This is a genomic window from Bacillus hominis (genome assembly GCF_018332515.1).
Classification (GTDB): Bacteria; Bacillota; Bacilli; order Bacillales; family Bacillaceae_G; genus Bacillus_A; species Bacillus_A hominis.
In genome coordinates, this window is record NZ_BOQD01000046.1 from 1 (window position 1) to 21,025 (window position 21,025).

Consider the following 21,025-nt stretch of genomic DNA (forward strand, 5'->3'; position numbering starts at 1 on the left):
CAAAAGGTGCACCTTTTGGGGTTTTCTCTAATGTTTATAACGTAACAACTCTGAAACTGTTACAAATCGATACCCCTGCTTTTTCAGCTCAGGTAAAATTTTTGCTAATGCCGCCACTGTTTGACTACGATCACTTCCTCCATCGTGCAACAGTACAATATCTCCACTTTTAGCATTTTTCACAACATGATTTACAATGGATTCTGTACCTGGATTCGCCCAATCACGAGGGTCTTGATGCCATGACCATAGAACAATTTGATACCCAGCTTTTTTTGCCGTAGTAAATACAGCATCATTAATATATCCACCTGGGGGACGGAACAATAAAGGTTCTTTCGCCCATTTTTCAAAATATTTCTTTCCATTTAAAATATCATCTTCTAATTTTTCATCTGATGAATTGCTCGCATACAAATGATTCATCGTATGATTTCCAACTTCATGTCCTTCTTTCAACACTTGCTTTACTAGATATGGATTACGCTGAACTCGAAATCCAATCATAAAAAAAGTCGCTTCTGCCTGATATTGATGTAATAAATCTAGAATTTGCGGCGTGTATGTTGGATCTGGTCCATCATCAAATGTGATTGCAATGACCTTTTCATTATTTGGCACTTCCCACGTTACATAGCCAGTTGGCTCTAACTCTTTTCTTAACAACATTTTAGCTTCCACTTTATCCACTTGAAATATATGTACTGCACAAATTAAAGAAAAAATTAGTAAAATAATTTTTTGTTTCTGCATATTAGCGCCCAAAGTTTTGAGGTTGCTGAACTCACAACAACCTTCTTTCACTTTTCTAATTGATCGACGTTTTGCATTATATTTTGGAGATTACTTTCATATTGCTCAAGTTGTGGACGCTGCGTTTCTGATGCTACTTCAAGTGCATTTTGAATCTGTTCGTACGCCTCCTGAACTTCTTGGCGCAACTCTTTTAAGTCATGACCGTAATTCGGATCATTTTTCACAATATTATTGAATGTATTTTCCGCTTGAACAACTCCTTGCTGTGCTGCTTGAAAAGCTTGTTGCTTATCTTTATGATATGGCATTATACTTTCCCCTTTCTGTAATAGTTAGTCCCCTTTATCTTTACCTTTTTTTCTAAAAACATTCTCGTATAAATTCGCAAACTTCTCTCATTCTAAAGAGAAAGAGGAGGTGTCACATACAATGGGAAAAAACAATCGCGAATCTAAAGAAAAAAAAGGACAACCTGAACCATTAAGCGGATCTCATAAAGTAAAAAACCGTAACCATTCACGCCAAAAAAATCATGCACATCATGATATGTAGAACAAAGCATTCACACTAGCTACCTTTACCACATACAATGTTTATATTTTTCCATTTATTCTTCACCCCTACTTCGTTCATGCATAACATAGTATGAATTGAGATTTTACGGAGGGTGTCTTACATGGGCAAGAAAAAGAAGGATTGTCTTTTTCATGTTGATGGTTTCGAAGAATGGATGGATCAATTTTGTTCCGATTCTTGTAGTAATTTTAGTTTTCCAAATCAAATTCATATTGACCTTTGTGAAACTGAACAAGAATACATTTTGGAAACAGATGTACCAAATGTGACTGAACAAAATGTACTCATTAAAAAGATGGAGACAGGCCTAAACATTTGCATACTTCATAAAAATACTGCTTTACAGCGGATTATTCCTTTACCCGCTAATATTATTTATAAGAAGATGCTAGCCTGCTCAGAGAATGGATTTTTAGCCATTCATATTTCCAAAAATGAAGTTGCTAATACGGATGAAAAGAAAGTTCTTTTTTCAAATTGAAAGTTAAAATAAAGTGAAACTTTAATCAATGGGAGTTTTACTGCCCGCAAATAGCGGGATGAATACAAAAATAAGCCCCAGTCGTCTGCTGGGGCTTATTTTATTTCGCATGTAATTCTAAATTACAATTTCTATCATCTCTTTTTTTCAATAAACCTTTTGTAACTAAAAGTACAGGAAATGCTACAGTTGAAAATATAGCTAGCGCTGAAAAGACAATAAATCCATTTTGATAACCGTAGTAATCGAGAAGTACTCCCCCAAGCCATGGACCAATTACTGCTCCAATTCCTGAAAACCCCATTGCTCCAAAATACGTTCCTTTTAAATGTGAAACAGCTATACCATCTATAAATACATCCGTCATTGAAAACATGAGAACTTCTCCAATTGTAAAAATAATTGTGCAAATAGCTGCCCCTAACATGGATTCTACTAGTCCAAATCCAAATAATCCCCCGCTCACAAATAACGTTCCAACCATAATAGACGCTAATGGCGTATACTTTTTACACATTTGAATAACAGGGTATTGAATAACTACTACCGTAATTGCATTTAAAGCTAGCATATATGAGAACAACTTCACTCCATCCTGGAATATATGTGCATTTGCAAAATATTGAGATACTGTCGTCGTTAAATGGGAAAAGCCACAATTACTCAAAATAATCCCGACTAAAGCAACTAAAAATACTACATCCTTTCGCAAAATACGAATTGCATTTAACATTGTAACAGGCTTTTCTTTATTTATTTTCTTTCGTTCCAGTGGATACTTCTTAAATTGGAATGCCAATATAGCTGTATATAAAATGTATACTCCAGCTGCTACTAAAAAAGGAATTGTTGATTTTGCGCTTCCAATCTGTAATCCGACAAGTGGGCCAATCGCTACTCCAACATTGATTGCACCGTAACGCAAATTATATACGAGTAAACGATACTCTGGTTTCGTTAAATCTGATAATAATGCTCTTGACGTCGGTTCAAAAAAAGACCGACATAATCCATTCAAAGCATTTAATAAAAAGAAACTTAAAACATGATTTGCAACTGAAAAACCTATAAATACAAACACCCAAGCGATCATGGACCATATTATAATCATATTTCGGCCGAACCGATCCGATAAATTCCCTCCGATAAAACTAGCAAACACCCCAACAAGTGCACTCGTTCCGATAATAGCACCCGTCATTCCAGCCGATACGCCTTTAACAGTCGTTAAATAAATTGCTAAAAAAGGAATACTCATTGACGTGGCAAACCTCGCAAATAAAGTCCCTATTATAATTGTCATTCCTAACGGATGAATATTTTGCAACTTCCCCTTCATCTTCAAACCTACTCTCCCTGTTCTTACATAAAAAAAGAAAGCAAAGGATCTGCTTTCTTTTCCCTTTTTATACTTGAGCTGTTGATACTCGAGTTGTTCTCGTTATATCCATATCAATTCCATATGTAAACTGTAATTCTTTACAAACATCTTTAATTAAAATTGCGACATTATACTTTTCATTAAATTGTAAAACTATGTTTTCTACTTCTTCGTATGTATACCTATATTCTCCTGTAATGACACTTTTTAAATCAAAGCATTCATTAATGCACAGTTGTACAAGTAGTTGGTCATATTTTTCTAGTACATCTTCTTTCTTCCAAAGTAACTCCTTTACATATAACCGATCAAATTTCACACTTTCTCGGTTACAGTCCGTTAAAATCCGGGTCATTTCATTTAGTTCTCGATATAATTCAGAAATATTTCTGCTTAAACTAAGCAGTTTATCTACGCCGTTTTCATATGACATATTTATTCCACCCCCGCATTTTCTTCCTATTATAGCAAGAAAATTCTAAAAATAGTTTCTTTCTTCTGAAATATTAGGAAACTAATTTCAATTGCTTTACAATGAAACTAGCTAACACGAAAGGGGAAAGAAAATTGGAGCAAAAATTATATTACATCGACGCTTATAAGAAAGACTTTACTACTAAAGTTATAAAGCAAGATTATTGTACAGAAGGAAACTTATATGTTGTCTTAAATGAAACTGCATTTTATCCAACAGGCGGCGGACAACCAAACGACACTGGAACTTTAAATGGTATTCCGGTAAGTAACGTTGAAGAAGTAGATGGAGAAATTCGTCATTTCATAGTAGAACAATTACATACAGAAGAAGTAGAGGGTAAAATAGATTGGAATCGCCGTTTTGATCATATGCAGCAACATACAGCTCAGCACATTTTATCTGCTGCTTTTTGGGATCATTTTAACATACCAACAATTGGGTTCCACCTCGGAAAAGAAACGGTAACAATTGATTTAGAAACGGAAAATCTTCCTACGGAAACAGTTGCAAAGGCAGTGCAAATTGCGAACAAAATTGTTTTTGAAAACCATCCAATTCGTATAGAGTGGATGAACTTAGAAGAAGCGAAAACATTACCTCTTCGTAAAGAACCGACTATGACAGAAAATATACGCGTTGTTATTATCGAAAATTATGATTACAACGGCTGTGGCGGAACGCATCCGAAACACACTGGTGAAGTAGGTCCTATTCAAGTACTAGGATGGGAACGCAATAAAGGTGGTATACGCTTAACGTTTGTCTCTGGTTGGCGCACACTTAAATTAATGGGGCAACAGCAACAAATTATGAAAGATGTTTCTAAACAATTAAACAGTAACGACACTGATATTCCAGCAAAAGTAACACAACTTCTTACTTCTCAAAAAGAAAACGAAAAAGCAATACAAGCAATGAATGAAAAATTATTATTTGCAGAGGCAAATGAACTACTGCAACAGTCTGCAGAAATACACGGTGGAATACTTATTTCTAAAGTATTTACAAACCGCTCTATGCAAGAAATTGCAAAACTGTCTGCTATTATTACAGAACAACAAGAACATGCAATTACATACTTCGTTATTGAAAATGAGGACAAATTACAATGTATTCTTGCTTGTGGTAAAGCAGTGACACTCGATATGAATGCTCTTTTAAAAGAGGCCCTTCCTACAATTGAAGGAAAAGGCGGAGGAAATAAAAAGAGTGCTCGTGGTGGTGGAAAAGCGATTATGGCTGGGGATGAGTTTTTAAATCAACTTGTTTCTTCTTTACAGTCAGCAGTGTAAAACATTTTAAGGAGATGGCGTCTAGTCAAATTTCAAACTAGAGACATCTCCTTATTTTTTTGCATCCTACATAGTAATACGGTAAATGAAATTACAGGAACGACATTTCGACAAGAGATATCGATTTACCGACAAAAATCGGTATTCTAAGTAGTTGATATTTACAAACCAATATTTTGTTTTAAACCTTGATAACTTCCTGCATTCAAGAAGTTTTCAGATGCAAGTTTAGTAAATTTATCAGAAAAACCATAACTACTTAATTCTTCTATCGCTACCATTTGTACATCATGAATTGGGTTGAGATCAAATTCATTAGACGGAAGCGTAATTTCCCCTGTAATCCTTTCAAGCAGAAACGTAATATGCAATAAAGATGGGCTAGCATCTGGTTTATCACAAACATAGAGTAGCTTCTTAATTTTAACTTCTAACCCTGTTTCTTCTCGCATTTCCCGAATCATTGCTTCCTCTAACGTCTCACCATTCTCTACCCTTCCTCCAGGTAAAGACCAATTGCGATTAGCAACTTTTTGCTTTACTAGTAACACCTTTTCATCTTCAGTTAAAATTCCGGTAACACGAACTTGCATTACATTTTCCATATGTAATCTCCTCTTCCCATTATATTTACAAATTAATCCTTCCACAAAAAGAACGTATGTTTTATAATTAAAGAAAATTATGGAAGAAAGAAGTTGTTACATTCATGCGTCCACCTTTAACAAAGTCTATATCACTTGAAGATTTCCAAAACTATTATTGGTTAAAAGCAGAACTGCAAACATTTTGTCGTGAACATGATTTGCCAGCTAGTGGCTCTAAGATCGAAATAACCGAGCGTATCTCCCATTATTTAACTACTGGTAAAATATTAAAAAACAGCTCCGGTCAAAAGGTGAGTAAAGCCTCCCTATCCTATAAAGACCTTTCCCTTCAAACTGTTATTACTAACAATCACCGCTGTAGCGAAGATGTTCGTGCTTTTTTCAAAGAAAAAATCGGAGCAAACTTCCGCTTTACAGTAGCTCTTCAAAAGTTTTTTAAAGAGAATGTTGGAAAAACATATGAAGACGCGATAACGTTTTGGTACGAAGAAAACGAACGTAAAAAAGACCCATCCTATAAAACAACTATCGGTACACAATTTGAATACAATCGTTTTACGCGTGCTTTTTTTGAAGACCCATATAGCAAAGGAAAATCAAAAGCTGATGCTATCGCTGCTTGGAACGAAATAAAAGCAAAACCTGGTAGTAACGTTTATGTTCCTCAAAAAGTAGAAAACTAGTTATCTTACTAGTCTTCTACTTTCTCAAATAATAGAGCAAGCCCTATCCCACCACCAATTCCTAATGTCGCAATTCCATATTTCATATGCTCTCTTTTCGCCTGATAAAACAAGCGCGTTACAAGCATAGCACCAGATGCACCGTACGGATGACCGAGCGCAATTGCGCCACCATTTACATTTAACTTTTCATACGGAATTTGTAACTCCTTTGCACAGGCAACAACTTTTGAGGCGAATGCTTCATTTATTTCAAAGTAGTCGATGTCTTCTATTTTTACATTCATTTCGTTTAATAATTTGTTCACCGCAAATATCGGACCAGTTCCCGGAAGATTTGGATCCACTCCAACTACAGCACTATGAACGAAACGAAGTACAGGCTTGTATCCTAATTTTCGTGCTTGCCCCTCTTCCATTACAAGAACTGCACACGCCCCGTCGTTTACACCACATGAATTCCCTGCCGTTACTGTACCATTTTGTAAAAATGCGGGTTTTGTTCTTTTAATAATTCGTTCATAATTCATTTCTGGCTTTATAGGTTCATCTAACAATCCATTAAAAGACAATATTTCATCATGTATATATCCTTTTTCTAATGCTTGCAATGTTCGTTTATAACTGAGGCAAGCATACTCGTCTTGCATTTCTCTCGTGATGTTATAACGTTCTGCAACATATTCAGCCGCTACTCCCATATCAGGATCGCCAATTGTTGCCGGTGAAAATCGCGCTCTATTTTGAAAAGGTGATGTACTTGTACTCTCTACTCCCCCTGCAATATAACAATTACCTGCTCCGCCTTGAATGAAATGACATGCGGTGCGAATCGCTTCCAATCCGGCACCACATTGCCGGTCAATCGTTACACCCGGAATATGATAACCAAGTCCTGCTTCTAAAGCAGATAATCTCGCAATATTCCCTCCTGGTCCAACAACATTCCCTAATATAACATCGTCTATTTCTCTCTCAATTCCTTTACTTAAAAATGTAAGAAGCGGCGCTGATAATTGCTGAACTTCATAGTCTTTTAACATCCCATTCCTCTTACCAATAGGTGTCCTTTTCGCTTCTACAATAACCGCTCTATTCATATATCTTCTCCTGGTTTTCAATCATATTTTTTGCTGCAACACGAGCAATCTTCCCGCTATTTGTATAAGGTATTTCATCAACAAAATGCCATTCTTTCGGTATTTTAAAAGAGGATAATCGTTGTAAGCAAAAACTCTTTAATTGTTGCTTCGTAGCACTTCCTTTTACGATAGCGACAGGCTTTTCACCCCAATAATTATCTTTCACACCAACTACAACAATTTCTTCAACAGTTGGATGCGTATATAACAAACTTTCTATCTCTTCTGGGTAAATATTGATTCCTCCAAATAAAATCATGTTCTTCTCTCTACCAACAATATATATAAATCCTTCTTCATCTTGGTAACCCACATCCTGCACTGTCATCCAACCATCCTTGGACAATTGCGGGATTATAGCTCCATCCAATACATAGCCCATAAAAAGCTGATCACTTTTTACATAAACAGTTCCTACCTCGCCTACCTGTACTTCTTCTCCTACTTCATTACATATTCGAACTTGTACATTATGACAAGGTTTCCCTACTGAATTCGGCTTTCTTTCACTCTCTTTATCGACCAATGCCGTTACAAAGCTTAGCTCCGATGCACCATAAAATTCATATCTTTTTGCATAAGGAAACATATTCTTCATCTTTTCTTTCGCTTCAGCTTCCCATTTCGCTCCTGATGAAATAATTTTCATTTCACTTTCAATTACTTTATTTTCTTTATACAAAGACTCAAGCATTGTAGGAACTGTATACATTACAGAAATATTCTCTATCTTTATACTAGATAGTACTTGAACTGGTACAAACTTTCTCATTATGTGTACCGTTTGCCCTAAAAATAATGCACTTATTGCTCCATATAAGAATAAAGAGTGAACAAGCGTCCCAGCTATTAAAATAGAATCTGTATTTTTCATATAAAAATCATATACATTACAATCAAAACTATGTACCCATGACTGTTGAGCACGTAAAAACGCTTTTGCTTTTCCAGTCGATCCTGATGTAAATCCCATATAAAAAGGAACGTTTTGTACATTTTCTACAGGATGATATGTAGGAAGATAGTTCTCAATCATTTCTTTCCATTCTTCAATCTCAATAATCCTTCCTTCTTCGCAGGATATATCATTGAGCCTATACTGCTCCGCCACAATAATCTCCGGTTTACTAATCGCTATTTTTTCTTTAAGTTCATCTCGTTTCCATTTTATATCTAATGGCACACAAACCCATCCAGCCATTGCAGCACCAGCAAATAGTTGTAAAAACTCCATGCGATTTTCTAATACAATTGCTATAGTTTTATTCTTCGATTCTTTTTCATTCAACCAGTTTGCTATTTTACAAACTGACTCGAACCACTCTTTATATGTTAAAATTCTATCATTTTCCTTAATCGCTATTTTATTTGGTTGTAAAGAGGCATGCTTTTTGTATTCTTTTGTAATCCCCATATGAAACGTCCTTTCTTTACAAAATAATAAAAAGAAACACGCAATTAGCGTGTTTCTTCTCTCTTATCCCGCATTTGTATATTTTCTATTCTTCAAAGCAGGCGTAATAATATGTTTCAATGAACGATGTAATCTCGTCACGAGAATTGCTGCTATAATCGCTTTTATACAATCACCTGGTAAAAATACGACACTTACTTTCATCGTTTCCCATACGGAAATATCCATTACGAAAGCTTGTACAATGATACCAAATACATAAACTACGAAAATACCACCAATTATATTAATGCATAATACTTTTATAATAGAAACTTCACGTAAACGCTCAATTAAATAACCAATTACAAATGCTCCTACAATATAACCAAGTAAATATCCTGCACTTGGCCCAACAAATACACTTGGACCACCACGTCCACCCGCAAGTAATGGTGCACCAACTCCTACAATAAGTAAGAAAATGAGTTGACTTAGTGCTCCAAGACGTGATCCTAACAGTCCACCCGCAAGCATAACTCCAAGTGATTGTAAAGTAATCGGAACTGGTGTAATAGAAAGAGCAATCGGAGGGATTAACCCTAACACTCCCATAATAGAACTAAATAAAGCGACGAAAACTAAATTTTTTGTATTCATGTTTGCTTCTCCTATTTGTAAACTTAAAGTGAATTTCAGATAACATATTACAAGAATTATATTATCTTTCAATTCACTTTTTGTCAACTTGGTTTTATCATAAGTTTACAAATGGAGATTCAATTATTTCTCTTTATGCAAATGCTCAAGTTCTTTCCTAAGCGCCTGTTTTAAAAACTTCCCAACAGATGTTTTCGGAATTTCCTCCATAAATACAATATCGTCCGGTAACCACCACTTTGCAAACTGTGGTTTTAAAAACTCATATAGTTCTTCTTTTGTAACATTACTATTTTTCTTTTGAACAACGCAGGCAACTGGTCGCTCTTGCCACTGCGGATGAGGAACTGCAACGACAGCCGCTTCAAATATAGCGTCATGTGCCATTAGAGCATTTTCAAGGTCAACTGAGGAAATCCATTCTCCACCGCTTTTAATAACATCCTTCGTACGATCAACAATCTTTACGCAGCCTTCCTCGTCAACCGTAACGACATCTCCTGTATATAACCAACCGTCACGAAAACCTTCGACAGTACGCTCATCGTTATAATAGCTTGCAGCGATCCATGGCGCTCGTAAACATAGTTCTCCCATCTCCGTACCATCCCACTTCACTTCACCATTTGTACCGACTACTTTCATTTCTACACCAGGGACAAGATATCCTTGCTTCGATCTTATCTCAAGTTGTTCTTCATACGCCAAATCTGTTTCATAGCTTTTTAGACGTGCAAGCGTTACGAGTGGACTCGTTTCAGTCATGCCATATGCATGTACGAAAGGAACATTATATTTTTGCTCAAACGCTTTAATAACACTTTTTGGTGCAGCTGCACCACCGCATAATATTCTCGTAATACTAGATAAATCGTAACTATTATTTTCTAACTCTTGTAAAACACCGAGCCAAATTGTCGGCACACCCGCAGCTATCGTTACTTTTTCAGTTTGAATCATTTCTAATAAAATTTTCGGAGTAAACATCGGCCCCGGAAGAACTTGTTTTGCCCCAAACCAAGTAGCCGCAAAAGGAAGTCCCCAAGCGTTCACATGAAACATTGGCACAATAGCCATTGCTGCATCACTTTCCGATAAAGCTGTCGTGTCCGCTAACCCGAGTGCCATACAGTGCAACACTGTACTACGATGTGTATAAACAACACCTTTCGGATTTCCTGTAGTCGCTGACGTATAACACATACCAGCTGGTGTAGTTTCATCAATATCTTTAACAAACTGGAAATTTGGGTCGCCTTCTTCTAAAAGTTTCTCATAATGATATACAGGCTGAAGTGTAGTTTTCGGGAGCTCATCTTTATCAGTCATAATAATGTATGCCTGTACAGTCGATAATTCAGACTGGATATTCTCAATAAGTGGTACAAGATCTTCATCAATAAGTAAAATACGATCTTCTGCATGTTGAATAATGTATGAAATATGTTGGGGAGATAAACGAATATTAATTGTGTGTAAAACGGAAGCAATACCTGGAATAGCAAAATATGCTTCTACATGTCGATGATGATTCCATGCTAACGTTCCTATGCGCTCGCCTTCTTTAATCCCAAGCTTTTTTAACGCACTTGAAAGTCTTCTCGTTCTTTCCCCTAGCTGCTTATACGTTAATGTCGTAACTGTATCATGTGTCCGTGAAATGATTTCTTTCTTTGGGAATAGCTTTTCTGCCCTTTCCATCATAGAACTAATTGTTAGAGGTACATTCATCATCATATTGTTTACATCCTCCCTTTAAAGCGTTTTCATTTTCATATATTATAACAGACTTCTACAAATATTTACGATATTTTTCAGTATTTTCTGAATTATTCCTTTGGAAATAATTCAAACAATAAAAAACATGTTTTGAATACAACGATTCGAAACATGTTTTTCTCTTATTTATAAACTATCTATTTTTTTCTTACTTTCTTTTTTAGTTTAAAAATGAATCGAGTGCTATATTCTTTATTTTCCGAATCACATCCCGCTCCAATGCTATCAAGGTGTAACTCATTAAAACCATAGCTAAAAAAGCTAACGAAGCCTCCGTAGCTAATCCTTCCCCCTCAATATTTACGCGATAAGGCGTAGGCAATTTCCGATTTATGTATAGTTGAATCATAACTTATAAATCCACATGTCCCTATGAGTTTCTGCCTCTCTTTTAATACTATTTCAAGAGGAGCGACTTTTTCTTTCTCATATCGTTCCACGATTTTATAAATAAACTTTTCGTATCATTTAGCGATTGATGTTCATCCCATACAGTATAAGTTGTTAATTTATTATCCGAAGCATACTCGAATATATGTAAAATATCACTCATATCAATTTTTCTTAAGATAAGACGTTCTGTATACAACGTTGGATACGACCACTTCTTATCAATCATAACGGCTTCTGCTTAAACTTTTCATAATTCCGTACTTTTAATGAGAGAATATGGCCACAATCCGTACAAATATAAGCATCTACTGGAGATGATGTAAACATCGTTTCCTTTTTCCTTATTTGTGCATATCCGACAAACTCACCTTCTCCTATGTTATGAGAACCGCAATTAGAGCATGCCTGCACGTCTTTCTGTTTCATGAGAGCACCACCTTTAATCTGTTTCTACATCCCTTCGACAGTCCACTTCCATTTCCCTTCCAAAAACCTTCTTATTCTCTTACATTACAACAGGAATCCTATTAGAAAAATCGTATATATACTACGACTATATTTTTTCATGGAGGAATCTTATGAGTACTATTATGACAGTCAATGCAGCACAAGAAATTGAAAATGCGGAAATACATATGCTTTCTTCTAGATTAGAAGCACTACAAGCAATAAGCGGAAACCCAATGCAAGTACAAATGAAAAAATTTGGGAATGCCACTGCCTTTTCATCAAAAGTAATTGCTGGTCCTGCTTTTAATACGATAAAAGGCATTACATTTACAAATACAGATGAGATAGATGAAATCATCTCTTATTATCAATCACTACAAATTCCTTGCCGTTTTGAAATCACACCAGCGCAAGGCACAACTGAACTATTTCAACATTTATCTCAAAAAGGTTTTTATCAATCTAGCTTCCATACTGCTTTATATAGTATACCGAGAGAAGATTCATCACTTCTTCCGTCTAACATTTCAGTACGCAAACTGAAAGAAAATGAGTTTCATACTTTTGCAGATATTTATGTACGCGGATTTAATATGCCGTCTTTTACAAAAGATGGTGTCCATCAAAATAACGAAGTTCTTTACAATAAACCAGGCTGGCATTTTTTCATATCTGAAGTTCAAAATATCCCTGCAGGCATTGGTGTACTGTATGTAAATAAAGGTGTCGCCTCATTAGCTGCTTCTGCTACTTTACCGGAATTTCAGCGTAAAGGTTGTCATACTGCATTAATTCAAAAACGAATAGAAACAGCTATAGCAACAGACTGTCATTTAATAGTTGGACAAGCTCGATTTGGTAGCGGTAGTCAAAATAATATGGAACGCGCTCATTTGAAAATCGCTTATACGAAATCAATATGGACTGCGAAAGACATGTAATTAACATTCTTTCTCTTCTCATTACAATCTTATACATTTTATCCCGCTATTCGTCGGGCAGTAAGACCCCCACCTCAAAATTCAGCGAAAGCAAAGAAGTTAGGTGTGGGTCGGGCTGCCCGTAAAAGCCTGATTGGTGAAGGCTAATAATCAGCGGGGGATGAACAAAACCCCCACTGATTAAAGTTTCACTTTATGACAATTCCTTTTCTATCCTATTAATCATTTGAATATTCAAACCGGATTTGTTACGCTATTACTAGATACATCATTCAACTTGCAATATGAAAAGAGAATTCTAATCAAACTACAAGGAGGAGAAATGTATGACAAAGCATGATCATGGTTTAAAAGAAAAAGTAGAAGGTGCCATCGATAAGGTAAAGGGTGAAGTAAAAGAAGTTGTCGGAAAAATAACTGACAATAAGAAATTACAAGCCGAAGGAAAATGGGATAAGGTGAAAGGCACTGCTAAAGATACAGTTGGTAATGTAAAAGAGAAAATATATGAATATAAAGAGCATAAAGAAAACAAATAAAAAAGAGCCATCTGGCTCTTTTTTATTTACCCTCACTCTTCTCTAACACATATAAATCTTCTTCAATATTAGATAACTTCTCAGTTACAAGTTTTCTAGCATCTCCAATTGCTTGATTGTATGCAAATGGTCCAATTAATTTAATCATTTCTTCTATTAAACGTTCTGCTTGGAAACGTCCAATCTCCTCTAAATCTTCTTCAACGAAAAATTGCTGAATTTGTGCCACAAGCTCTTCTTTTTTATCAGTTGGTATTTTTATGTTCATCATCATTCGTTACTCCTCTATATTTAAGATAATACTTTTCTTAACTCTACCATAGAAAAGCGATTTCCTGGACAAGTTTTTGTAACCCCTTCTAACTCCCTATGGCCGAGTATATTTCCTTTCTCTATGGCAAACTGCTTCATAAACATTTTACATAAAGAATATAATGAATTCATTTGTGCAGTAGTTGGATCATATTTATCAAAATTCCCCATCATACATATTCCAATTGTATCACTATTATTATCTTTCGCATGTGCTCCAATATGTAAACCTCGCCCTTCGACTACAGTTCCATCTTCATCAATAAAATAATTGTAACCAATCCCACTCCATCCTCTTACCTTTTGATGAAATTCATGAGTTTTATACACATCCCATCCATCTTCTGACGTATGATGGATAATCAACTTATTTACCTTTGCTAAAGGAACTAACTCATCTTGAAATGTTAAATTTGCGCATTTAATTTCCATCTGAACTTCCTCCTTTTAAAAATCAATCGTAATAAGAGTTTTGTCATCTGGTCTTATTCTTTTTTCTCCCTCTAATCTTTCAATGATTGCTACATACTCTTCTATTCCATTCTTTCTTATATATACAACAGTTTGTTCTAATGACCAATCTGGGTGGAATAATCCATCTGAACAAATAAAAATCCCACTTAATTCTTCTACTTGTAATTCACCATATTGTAAATAATTCATTGCTTCTTTCATCCCATTTGCAACTGAATACCCATTTGGCATATTTGCAAGGTAACGATTGTATTTTAACTGTTCCCGAACGTCTTGAAAAACATGTTCTTCTGGTACAGATAAACCTTTTTTACGATCTTCTTCCCTCTTCTTTTTTGCTCGTTTACTAATTCCATTAACTGTGTCTTTCGTTAATACTTGCATCGCTCCATTTCGAAGGATTGCGACAATCATACAGTCCCCTAGCTGCGCATATTCAAGTTTCTCACTATCTATTTGAACTGCCGCAATACATGTGCACCACAGATGGTCTTTTCTTCTCATATCAACCTTGTGCTCTAGCATCTTGTTTTGCAATAATTCATTCGCCTTTGCAACTTCACCTTGTAAACCATTAATCTCCCGTAACGAAGTAAAATGACTTGCAAATACATGCGAAGCGATGTATGCTCCATTATGTCCTTCTTCATCACAAAACGGAACGAGCGGTGTCGCTCCATCACATACACCGTAAATCATTTTATCTTCATTACAAAAAAATGAATCCTCACACTCTTGTTTTAAAGGACTCTTCTGTTGGTACATTGCTATCTTCATATCTGTATCTCCCTCCCTTTTAAAAACTCAAACTATTTAGATTAATCTAATTTTCCAAAATACACTGTTTTTACCCAAAACTTTCAATATCATATATAATCTTGAAATAATATGAATTTTTTAGTGAAGGACGGGAAAGAGATGATCAGATTTCTTGGTGTTATTATTGGTTCTTTTATTATTGCGATTGCCTTTAATCTTTTCCTTATCCCCCACAAAATTTTAAGTAGTGGAATTGGCGGAATTGCTATTATTTTAGGGATTGTAACCCCTGTAAACACAGGTATTATTAACTTCGTATTAAACTTACCTATCCTTATTTTAGGATACATAGGTCTTGGAAAAAAAGTAATTTTTAACACAGTTGTCTCTGTAATTGTATTATCTGTTGCATTATACTACGTTCCAGTAAAAGTCGTAGCAACAGATCCACTTTTATCATCTGTATTTGGCGGTGTCATCGCCGGAGCTGGTATTGGTCTTGTCTTTAACTGCCATGGTTCAACTGGTGGATTTGATATTATCGGTATGTTGTTATCTCGCAAGCGAGATATTAAACTTGGTGGGTTCCTTATTGCATTAAATACAGTTGTTGTTGTCATTGCAGGATTTTTCTTCACTTGGGATGTTGCCCTTACAAGCTTACTTTCAATTTATGTAACTGGTAAAGTAATTGATGCCGTTCATACAAAACATCGCAAAGTTACACTTATGATTGTAACAAATCAAGCGGAAGAAATGAAAAAAAAGCTTCTTTCAACTGTAGTACGCGGAATTACGTTACTTGATGGCGAAGGTGCTTATTCAAACGAGAAAAAACGTGTACTTATGACAGTCGTTTCTCGTGAAGAGTTAGCAAGTATGAAACTAACGATTTCCGAAATTGATCCTCATGCATTCGTTAATATTACGGAGACTGTTGAAGTATTAGGATTGTTTAGAAAAGCGTAAAAAACTAGGTGGACCTTCACCTAGTTTTTATTTTCCATGAATTCAATTCGATTTCCAAACGGATCTGACACGTAAAATCTAATCACATCTGGTCGTGCATTATCATCTATTACTTCAACACCTTGCTTTATTAACTCTTGTTTAAATTCATCAATTTTCAAAACATAAAAAGCTGGATGCGCTTTTTTAGCTGGATTAAAGTTTTGCTCAACTCCGATATGAATCTCTTGATTCCCACACTTAAACCAACACCCACCACGCTTCTTTAACTCCTCTGGCTTTGGGATTTCCTCCATACCAATTTTATTACCATAAAATTCGCGCGCTTCTTCTTCACATCCTACGGGCGCAGCTACTTGTACATGATCGATTCCTTGAATATAATTTTTCATATTCCTTCCCCCTCTTCTATTCTAATGTTATAACGAAAACGCATCTCTGTAACTTACAAAAAATCAATAAAACAATATAAGCTTCTCTTATTACTTATTTTATAGCGCTTACCAAAATCAAGAAAATAAATTTTATTAGGTAATTCCCATTTTTTATAGAAATACACATCAAACCTATATTATAGTTATTATTAGATTCATCTTTTTTAGATGCCAGTTGTACGGAGGAAATATTATGAGTCGTAAAAAATATTCATCTACTCAAAAAAAGCGTCACCCAAACGTATCGGGACGCTTGCGAAACCATATACAAAATCGTTCTTTAACAGAAATGTATGCATCTCTTTTTGAACATAACCCTGATAGTATTATTTCATTGAATTTAGAAGGAGTTATTTTACATATTAACCCCTCTGCTGAAAGAATATTAGGTTATACTTCTAACGAATTGGAGCGAAAAACAATCACTTCTATTTTAGAAGCACATATTTCTGATCAAGTGCTACAATACATAAAAAATACTGCAGCTGACAATCAGAAAGAGTATATCATCTCTATTTATCATAAAGACGGATATTTACTAGATGCCGTAACAAAATTAGTTCCTATTTTTGTTAAAAACCGTTTAACAGGTGTATATGCCATTATGAAACCCCTTGAAAAATCAAAAAGAATTGAGAAAGTATTACAAGAGAGTGAGAAACGATTACGCACATTAATGAATTCAATGCCTGCGTTTGTTATTTTTAAGGATCATGAAGGACGCTGGCTTGAAGCGAATGACTATGCACTTTCTTGTTTCAATTTCCATAACGTTCCTTATCATGGAAAAAGAGATAATGAACTCATTCAATATAATGAAGCGTACCGAGAAGCTTTTTTGCATTGTGAAGAAGTCGATGAACTAACATGGCAAAAAGGACAAATTCTTCACGGGGAGGAATTCATTATACATAGAGATGATTTCGACCTAGTTTTAAGTATTTCAAAAGTCCCACTCTTCCACCCTGATGGCTCACGCAAAGGTCTTATAGTGATGGGCAGGGACGTTACCGAACTAAAAGAAACTGAAAAGTTATTACGAAAGTCCGAAAAGCTTGCAGTAGTAGGACAACTGACAGCTGGAATTGCACATGAAATCAGAAACCCGCTCACTTCATTAAAAGGATTTTTAACATTATTACATCCAGAAATAAATGAGGAAAATAAATGGTATGTGGATGTTATGCTGAGTGAAATTTCACAAATGGAATCTATAACAAGCCAGTTTATGGCGATGTCTAAACCACAAGTGTTATCTATTCATACATGCAACGTACAAACATTAATTGAAGAAGTTGTAACTTTTATTTTACCAACAGCAATTATGCATAGCGTTCATATCATTATGGACCATTTCGATTATATTTCTGACATTCAATGTGACAGTAATCAATTAAAACAAGTTTTTATTAACATATTAAAAAATGCGATTGAGGCGATGCCTGATGGTGGTAACATATTCATTCAAACAACTTCGTTAGAAAATGATTTTGTTTCAATACGCATTATCGATGAAGGGTGTGGGATTCCTGAAGAGCGCATGGCTCGTCTTGGCGAACCTTTTTATAGCTTGAAAGAAAAAGGAACTGGTCTCGGCTTAATGATGTGCTATAAAATCATTCAAGAGCATCACGGGAAATTATTCATTTCAAGTGAATTAAACATAGGAACAACTGTCGATATCCAATTACCAATTGCTATATCTCAGCCTGTAACAAACTCGTAACTATACTACATTAATATAGTAAAAGGCATCTACAAGATGTTATAAGTAGTTCAGTTATTGTGGAAAACATCTACACTAATACGCTAAAAAGCTCAAAGTCCCTATATGACTCTGAGCTTTATTTTTGTATAAAACGTATTCCATTACATCCACTCTCTTCCATGTTCACGAATGAATTTAATATCGTTTTCATAATGTTCAAGGTGTCCTTCATCTATCATTTTTTGGAAGTTCATATCGCCTTCTTTTGCTTTTCTTTTCATGTATTTACATAATCCTTCTAATCGTAGAAGTACCATCTCCAAATAATTCTCGTTCATACCCTCACTTTTATAGGACTCAAAAAACAATTTAACCCTTTGTTTTATACGGTCCGCATGCTGTAATGAATTATAATAAACTGCCTCACCTGTTTCCGTATAATAAACTCTACTTAATGGGACACAAGTGTAAAGAGTATAGGCTATGTCCCAAAGTCTTGGTCCAGGACCAGCAACATCAAAATCAATAATACCTACTGGTTTTTCGTTATTAAAAATAATATTATATATTGCAAAATCATTGTGGCATACAACCTCTATTTTATTTGGAGTATTATCCATCGGTTTCCAATCATCTGATAAAGGAAAATCACTCACAGCATCATGATAAAGACGGAGTATCTTCGCTATTTCTTTTAAAACATCATTAGACCACATGTACTCTTTTAAAGGATAATTACCAGCTTTCCCTTCAATAAATGATAATATCTCTCTATCTTTATCATCAATACCTAAAAACTTTGGTGCATAACTAAAACCTTTGTTTTCCAAATGATTTAATAGCTTATGAATTTTGGTACTGCCTTGCTTTAATTCTCGTCGAACAGTATCTTCCGAACGATATACGTTTGAGACATTCCCTCCCGTTAGCATTTCTTCATTTTCGTAGTTTGCCATCTAATAGTTTCCCCCATTATTAGAATAATCGACACTCCTGCTCATTAACAAACCAGGAACCTCTTTACTTCCCTTTATATTTTAACATAAATTCCCTATTATCTTTTAACCCCTTAAATTGCAACAAAAAAATCGAGTATAAAATCTTTATGATTTTACACTCGATTTAGTCTACTATTTATGCATGTGAAAACATTTTTTCATACCATTCTGTTGCCTTCTCTACTTCATTCATCGTTAATTGATGTCCTCTATTTTCCCAATGCATTGTTACATTAGCATTTGCATTTTCTAATAGCATCTTCAATTCCTCTGACTCAGAAGGTGAACAAATTGGATCATTTGTTCCAGCAGCAATAAACACTGCTTTCTCTACTAAATTAGGAAGTTCTATCCCTCTTCTTGGGACCATTGGATGATGAAGAATTGCACCTTTTAATGCATTTTCATAATGGAATAATAAACTCGCTGCAATATTTGCTCCATTTGAATACCCAACAGCTACGATATTATCTCTATCAAATTCATATGTTTTTGCTGCTTCATTTAAAAATTCATTTAATTCCTTCGTACGGAAAACAAGATCCTCTTCATCAAAAATACCTTCTGCTAATCGGCGGAAGAAACGAGGCATCCCATTTTCTAATACATTTCCACGAACACTTAATACAGAAGCTTCCCGATCAATTCTTTCTGCAAACGGTAATAAATCTAATTCATTTCCTCCCGTACCATGAAGCAATAATAGCGTTGGTTTTGACTCATCTTTTCCTTTTTGAAAAATATGTTTCATCATTTTTTCTCCCCTTTCAATTACTTATATAATTAGTCTAATTCTCTTACTTCAATTGGTAATAACCCTTGTTCAATCTGGTTTCTATGCTGATCATATCGCTCTGGTAATTTTAATACCTCACCCATCGTCTCTAAAGGTTCATCATGAGTGAAACCAGGAGGATCTGTTGCGATTTCAAATAAGATTTCGCCGTGTTCTCTAAAATAAATTGCATTAAAATAATTTCGATCTTGTACAGGAGTTACACCATATCCAAAGCGAGACACATGCTCTTTCCAGTCTAATTGATCGGCATCATCAATAGCTCTCCATGCAATATGGTGAACCGTTCCAACACCCATTTGCCCGCGTCCAATAGAATGTATCTTTAAATCAATTACATTTCCAATTTCAGCTGAAGAACGGAACCGCACAAACTCTCCCTCTTCTCCAACTTTTTCAAGTCCCATTACATGTTCTAACAATTCGGCAGTTTTTTGAGGTTGTGCCGATAGAAGAACCGCACCACCAAATCCTTTAATAGCTACTTCTGACGTAACTTCTCCAAAACTCCAATTATTTAATTCGCCTTCTTCTCTTTCAACTAACTCTAAATGCAAACCATGTGGATCATCAAATTCCAAATACTTTTCTCCAAAGCGAGTCATTTTTGTATAAGAAATATTGAACTTCTCCAATCTCTTTTCCCAAAATCCCATAGCACCTTTAGGTACAACGTAAGAAGTTATCCCTACTTGACCATCTCCAATAACACCTTGCTCTGCACCTGCCCATGGAAAAAATGTAATAATAGTTCCTGGTTTTCCTCCTTCATTTCCAAAGTAAAGGTGATACGTACCTGGATCATCAAAATTCACTGTTTGTTTTACTAAACGCAACCCTAATACACCTGCATAAAAATCTACATTTTCTTGTGGATGGCCTACGATTGCTGTAATATGGTGAATTCCCGTCGTCTTCTTTTCCATTTTCTCCACGCCCTTTTTTATTTCATTAGAAAAAACGTTTATTTACTAAAATTCATTATTCATTTTGTCCATATGATAAAGTTCAATCCGCAATGCT

At 35.2% G+C, this 21,025-nt stretch carries 25 protein-coding genes and 1 pseudogene; 8 read left to right on the forward strand and 18 right to left on the reverse strand.

What is annotated here, in order from left to right:
- Positions 1-27 precede the first annotated feature (27 nt).
- Together pdaB and KI356_RS06680 are read right to left on the reverse strand one after the other, a co-directional pair.
- Complete coding sequence (gene pdaB, locus KI356_RS06675; RefSeq protein ID WP_128282418.1) at positions 28-753, reverse strand: polysaccharide deacetylase family sporulation protein PdaB; 726 nt, start codon at positions 751-753, stop codon at positions 28-30.
- 47 nt (positions 754-800) lie between these two features.
- Positions 801-1,064, reverse strand: coding sequence for a hypothetical protein (locus KI356_RS06680; RefSeq protein WP_128282419.1), 264 nt, complete (start codon positions 1,062-1,064; stop codon positions 801-803).
- A 121-nt stretch (positions 1,065-1,185) separates the two neighbouring features.
- Here KI356_RS06680 and KI356_RS06685 point away from each other — a divergent pair, with 121 nt between their 5' ends.
- Positions 1,186-1,308: a small acid-soluble spore protein P gene (locus KI356_RS06685; RefSeq protein ID WP_000517651.1), complete on the forward strand. Its 123-nt coding sequence runs from the start codon at positions 1,186-1,188 to the stop codon at positions 1,306-1,308.
- 124 nt (positions 1,309-1,432) lie between these two features.
- Positions 1,433-1,813 carry an Hsp20/alpha crystallin family protein gene (locus KI356_RS06690; RefSeq protein ID WP_128282420.1) on the forward strand — a complete coding sequence of 127 codons (381 nt, stop codon included), beginning with the start codon at positions 1,433-1,435 and terminating at the stop codon, positions 1,811-1,813.
- Positions 1,814-1,913: 100 nt separating this feature from the next.
- On the opposite strand, the gene KI356_RS06695 is transcribed toward KI356_RS06690, so the two are convergent.
- Both KI356_RS06695 and KI356_RS06700 read right to left on the reverse strand, forming a co-directional pair.
- Complete coding sequence (locus tag KI356_RS06695) at positions 1,914-3,152, reverse strand: MDR family MFS transporter (RefSeq protein ID WP_212935107.1); 1,239 nt, start codon at positions 3,150-3,152, stop codon at positions 1,914-1,916.
- 67 nt (positions 3,153-3,219) lie between these two features.
- Entirely contained in the window at positions 3,220-3,627 is a 408-nt protein-coding gene (locus tag KI356_RS06700) for a hypothetical protein (RefSeq protein WP_212935094.1), read from the reverse strand.
- A gap of 134 nt (positions 3,628-3,761) precedes the next feature.
- Here KI356_RS06700 and KI356_RS06705 point away from each other — a divergent pair, with 134 nt between their 5' ends.
- On the forward strand, positions 3,762-4,964 hold the full coding sequence (locus KI356_RS06705) for an alanyl-tRNA editing protein (protein ID WP_212935095.1): 1,203 nt from the start codon (positions 3,762-3,764) through the stop codon (positions 4,962-4,964).
- Positions 4,965-5,125: 161 nt separating this feature from the next.
- On the opposite strand, the gene KI356_RS06710 is transcribed toward KI356_RS06705, so the two are convergent.
- Complete coding sequence (locus KI356_RS06710; RefSeq protein WP_212935096.1) at positions 5,126-5,569, reverse strand: NUDIX hydrolase; 444 nt, start codon at positions 5,567-5,569, stop codon at positions 5,126-5,128.
- A gap of 104 nt (positions 5,570-5,673) precedes the next feature.
- Between KI356_RS06710 and KI356_RS06715 the strand changes: the two genes are divergently transcribed.
- Positions 5,674-6,255 (forward strand): DUF6434 domain-containing protein, encoded by a 582-nt coding sequence (locus KI356_RS06715; RefSeq protein WP_212935097.1) that lies wholly within the window; start codon positions 5,674-5,676, stop codon positions 6,253-6,255.
- Positions 6,256-6,263: 8 nt separating this feature from the next.
- On the opposite strand, the gene KI356_RS06720 is transcribed toward KI356_RS06715, so the two are convergent.
- The 6 genes and pseudogenes from KI356_RS06720 to KI356_RS06745 all read right to left on the reverse strand — a co-directional run bounded on the left by KI356_RS06720 (position 6,264) and on the right by KI356_RS06745 (position 12,048).
- Positions 6,264-7,355, reverse strand: a complete 1,092-nt coding sequence (locus KI356_RS06720) for an acetyl-CoA C-acyltransferase (RefSeq protein ID WP_212935098.1) — start codon at positions 7,353-7,355, stop codon at positions 6,264-6,266.
- Positions 7,348-8,811: an acyl-CoA synthetase gene (locus tag KI356_RS06725; protein WP_212935099.1), complete on the reverse strand. Its 1,464-nt coding sequence runs from the start codon at positions 8,809-8,811 to the stop codon at positions 7,348-7,350. Before KI356_RS06725 ends, KI356_RS06720 begins: the two co-directional genes overlap by 8 nt.
- A 63-nt stretch (positions 8,812-8,874) precedes the next feature.
- Positions 8,875-9,450, reverse strand: a complete 576-nt coding sequence (locus KI356_RS06730) for a biotin transporter BioY (protein WP_088059708.1) — start codon at positions 9,448-9,450, stop codon at positions 8,875-8,877.
- A 123-nt stretch (positions 9,451-9,573) separates the two neighbouring features.
- Entirely contained in the window at positions 9,574-11,187 is a 1,614-nt protein-coding gene (locus tag KI356_RS06735) for a long-chain fatty acid--CoA ligase (protein WP_128282428.1), read from the reverse strand.
- 233 nt (positions 11,188-11,420) lie between these two features.
- A pseudogene (locus KI356_RS28140) lies at positions 11,421-11,848 on the reverse strand (GNAT family N-acetyltransferase); the annotation flags it as partial.
- A complete protein-coding gene (locus KI356_RS06745; RefSeq protein ID WP_002121420.1) occupies positions 11,845-12,048 on the reverse strand; it encodes a hypothetical protein in 204 nt (67 codons plus the stop codon). The gene KI356_RS06745 and the pseudogene KI356_RS28140, both read right to left, overlap by 4 nt.
- Before the next feature lie 152 nt (positions 12,049-12,200).
- Between KI356_RS06745 and KI356_RS06750 the strand changes: the two genes are divergently transcribed.
- Together KI356_RS06750 and KI356_RS06755 are read left to right on the forward strand one after the other, a co-directional pair.
- Positions 12,201-13,013 (forward strand): GNAT family N-acetyltransferase, encoded by an 813-nt coding sequence (locus KI356_RS06750; protein WP_128282429.1) that lies wholly within the window; start codon positions 12,201-12,203, stop codon positions 13,011-13,013.
- Positions 13,014-13,339: 326 nt separating this feature from the next.
- The gene (locus KI356_RS06755) at positions 13,340-13,552 is read left to right on the forward strand and encodes a CsbD family protein (RefSeq protein ID WP_212935100.1); all 213 of its coding nucleotides are present in this window, start codon (positions 13,340-13,342) and stop codon (positions 13,550-13,552) included.
- A 22-nt stretch (positions 13,553-13,574) separates the two neighbouring features.
- Here KI356_RS06755 and KI356_RS06760 read toward each other — a convergent pair whose 3' ends face one another.
- From KI356_RS06760 to KI356_RS06770, 3 genes are read right to left on the reverse strand one after another with little or no spacing between them, the layout of a single operon-like run.
- Positions 13,575-13,826 (reverse strand): DUF2164 domain-containing protein, encoded by a 252-nt coding sequence (locus KI356_RS06760; RefSeq protein WP_128282431.1) that lies wholly within the window; start codon positions 13,824-13,826, stop codon positions 13,575-13,577.
- A 17-nt stretch (positions 13,827-13,843) separates the two neighbouring features.
- Complete coding sequence (locus KI356_RS06765) at positions 13,844-14,296, reverse strand: peptidoglycan recognition protein family protein (protein WP_212935101.1); 453 nt, start codon at positions 14,294-14,296, stop codon at positions 13,844-13,846.
- Between the two features lie 15 nt (positions 14,297-14,311).
- Positions 14,312-15,115, reverse strand: coding sequence for a protein phosphatase 2C domain-containing protein (locus KI356_RS06770; RefSeq protein ID WP_212935102.1), 804 nt, complete (start codon positions 15,113-15,115; stop codon positions 14,312-14,314).
- Between the two features lie 141 nt (positions 15,116-15,256).
- Here KI356_RS06770 and KI356_RS06775 point away from each other — a divergent pair, with 141 nt between their 5' ends.
- On the forward strand, positions 15,257-16,066 hold the full coding sequence (locus tag KI356_RS06775) for a YitT family protein (RefSeq protein WP_212935103.1): 810 nt from the start codon (positions 15,257-15,259) through the stop codon (positions 16,064-16,066).
- A 20-nt stretch (positions 16,067-16,086) separates the two neighbouring features.
- On the opposite strand, the gene KI356_RS06780 is transcribed toward KI356_RS06775, so the two are convergent.
- The gene (locus tag KI356_RS06780) at positions 16,087-16,458 is read right to left on the reverse strand and encodes a VOC family protein (protein WP_002121439.1); all 372 of its coding nucleotides are present in this window, start codon (positions 16,456-16,458) and stop codon (positions 16,087-16,089) included.
- A 235-nt stretch (positions 16,459-16,693) separates the two neighbouring features.
- Between KI356_RS06780 and KI356_RS06785 the strand changes: the two genes are divergently transcribed.
- Entirely contained in the window at positions 16,694-18,226 is a 1,533-nt protein-coding gene (locus tag KI356_RS06785) for a BA3702 family sensor histidine kinase (protein ID WP_212935104.1), read from the forward strand.
- A 143-nt stretch (positions 18,227-18,369) separates the two neighbouring features.
- On the opposite strand, the gene KI356_RS06790 is transcribed toward KI356_RS06785, so the two are convergent.
- From KI356_RS06790 to KI356_RS06800, 3 genes are all read right to left on the reverse strand, one after another.
- On the reverse strand, positions 18,370-19,164 hold the full coding sequence (locus KI356_RS06790) for a phosphotransferase (RefSeq protein ID WP_212935105.1): 795 nt from the start codon (positions 19,162-19,164) through the stop codon (positions 18,370-18,372).
- Positions 19,165-19,342: 178 nt separating this feature from the next.
- Entirely contained in the window at positions 19,343-19,957 is a 615-nt protein-coding gene (locus KI356_RS06795; RefSeq protein WP_212935108.1) for an alpha/beta hydrolase, read from the reverse strand.
- Positions 19,958-19,989: 32 nt separating this feature from the next.
- Positions 19,990-20,928: a ring-cleaving dioxygenase gene (locus KI356_RS06800; RefSeq protein WP_212935106.1), complete on the reverse strand. Its 939-nt coding sequence runs from the start codon at positions 20,926-20,928 to the stop codon at positions 19,990-19,992.
- Between the last annotated feature and the right edge of the window lie 97 nt (positions 20,929-21,025).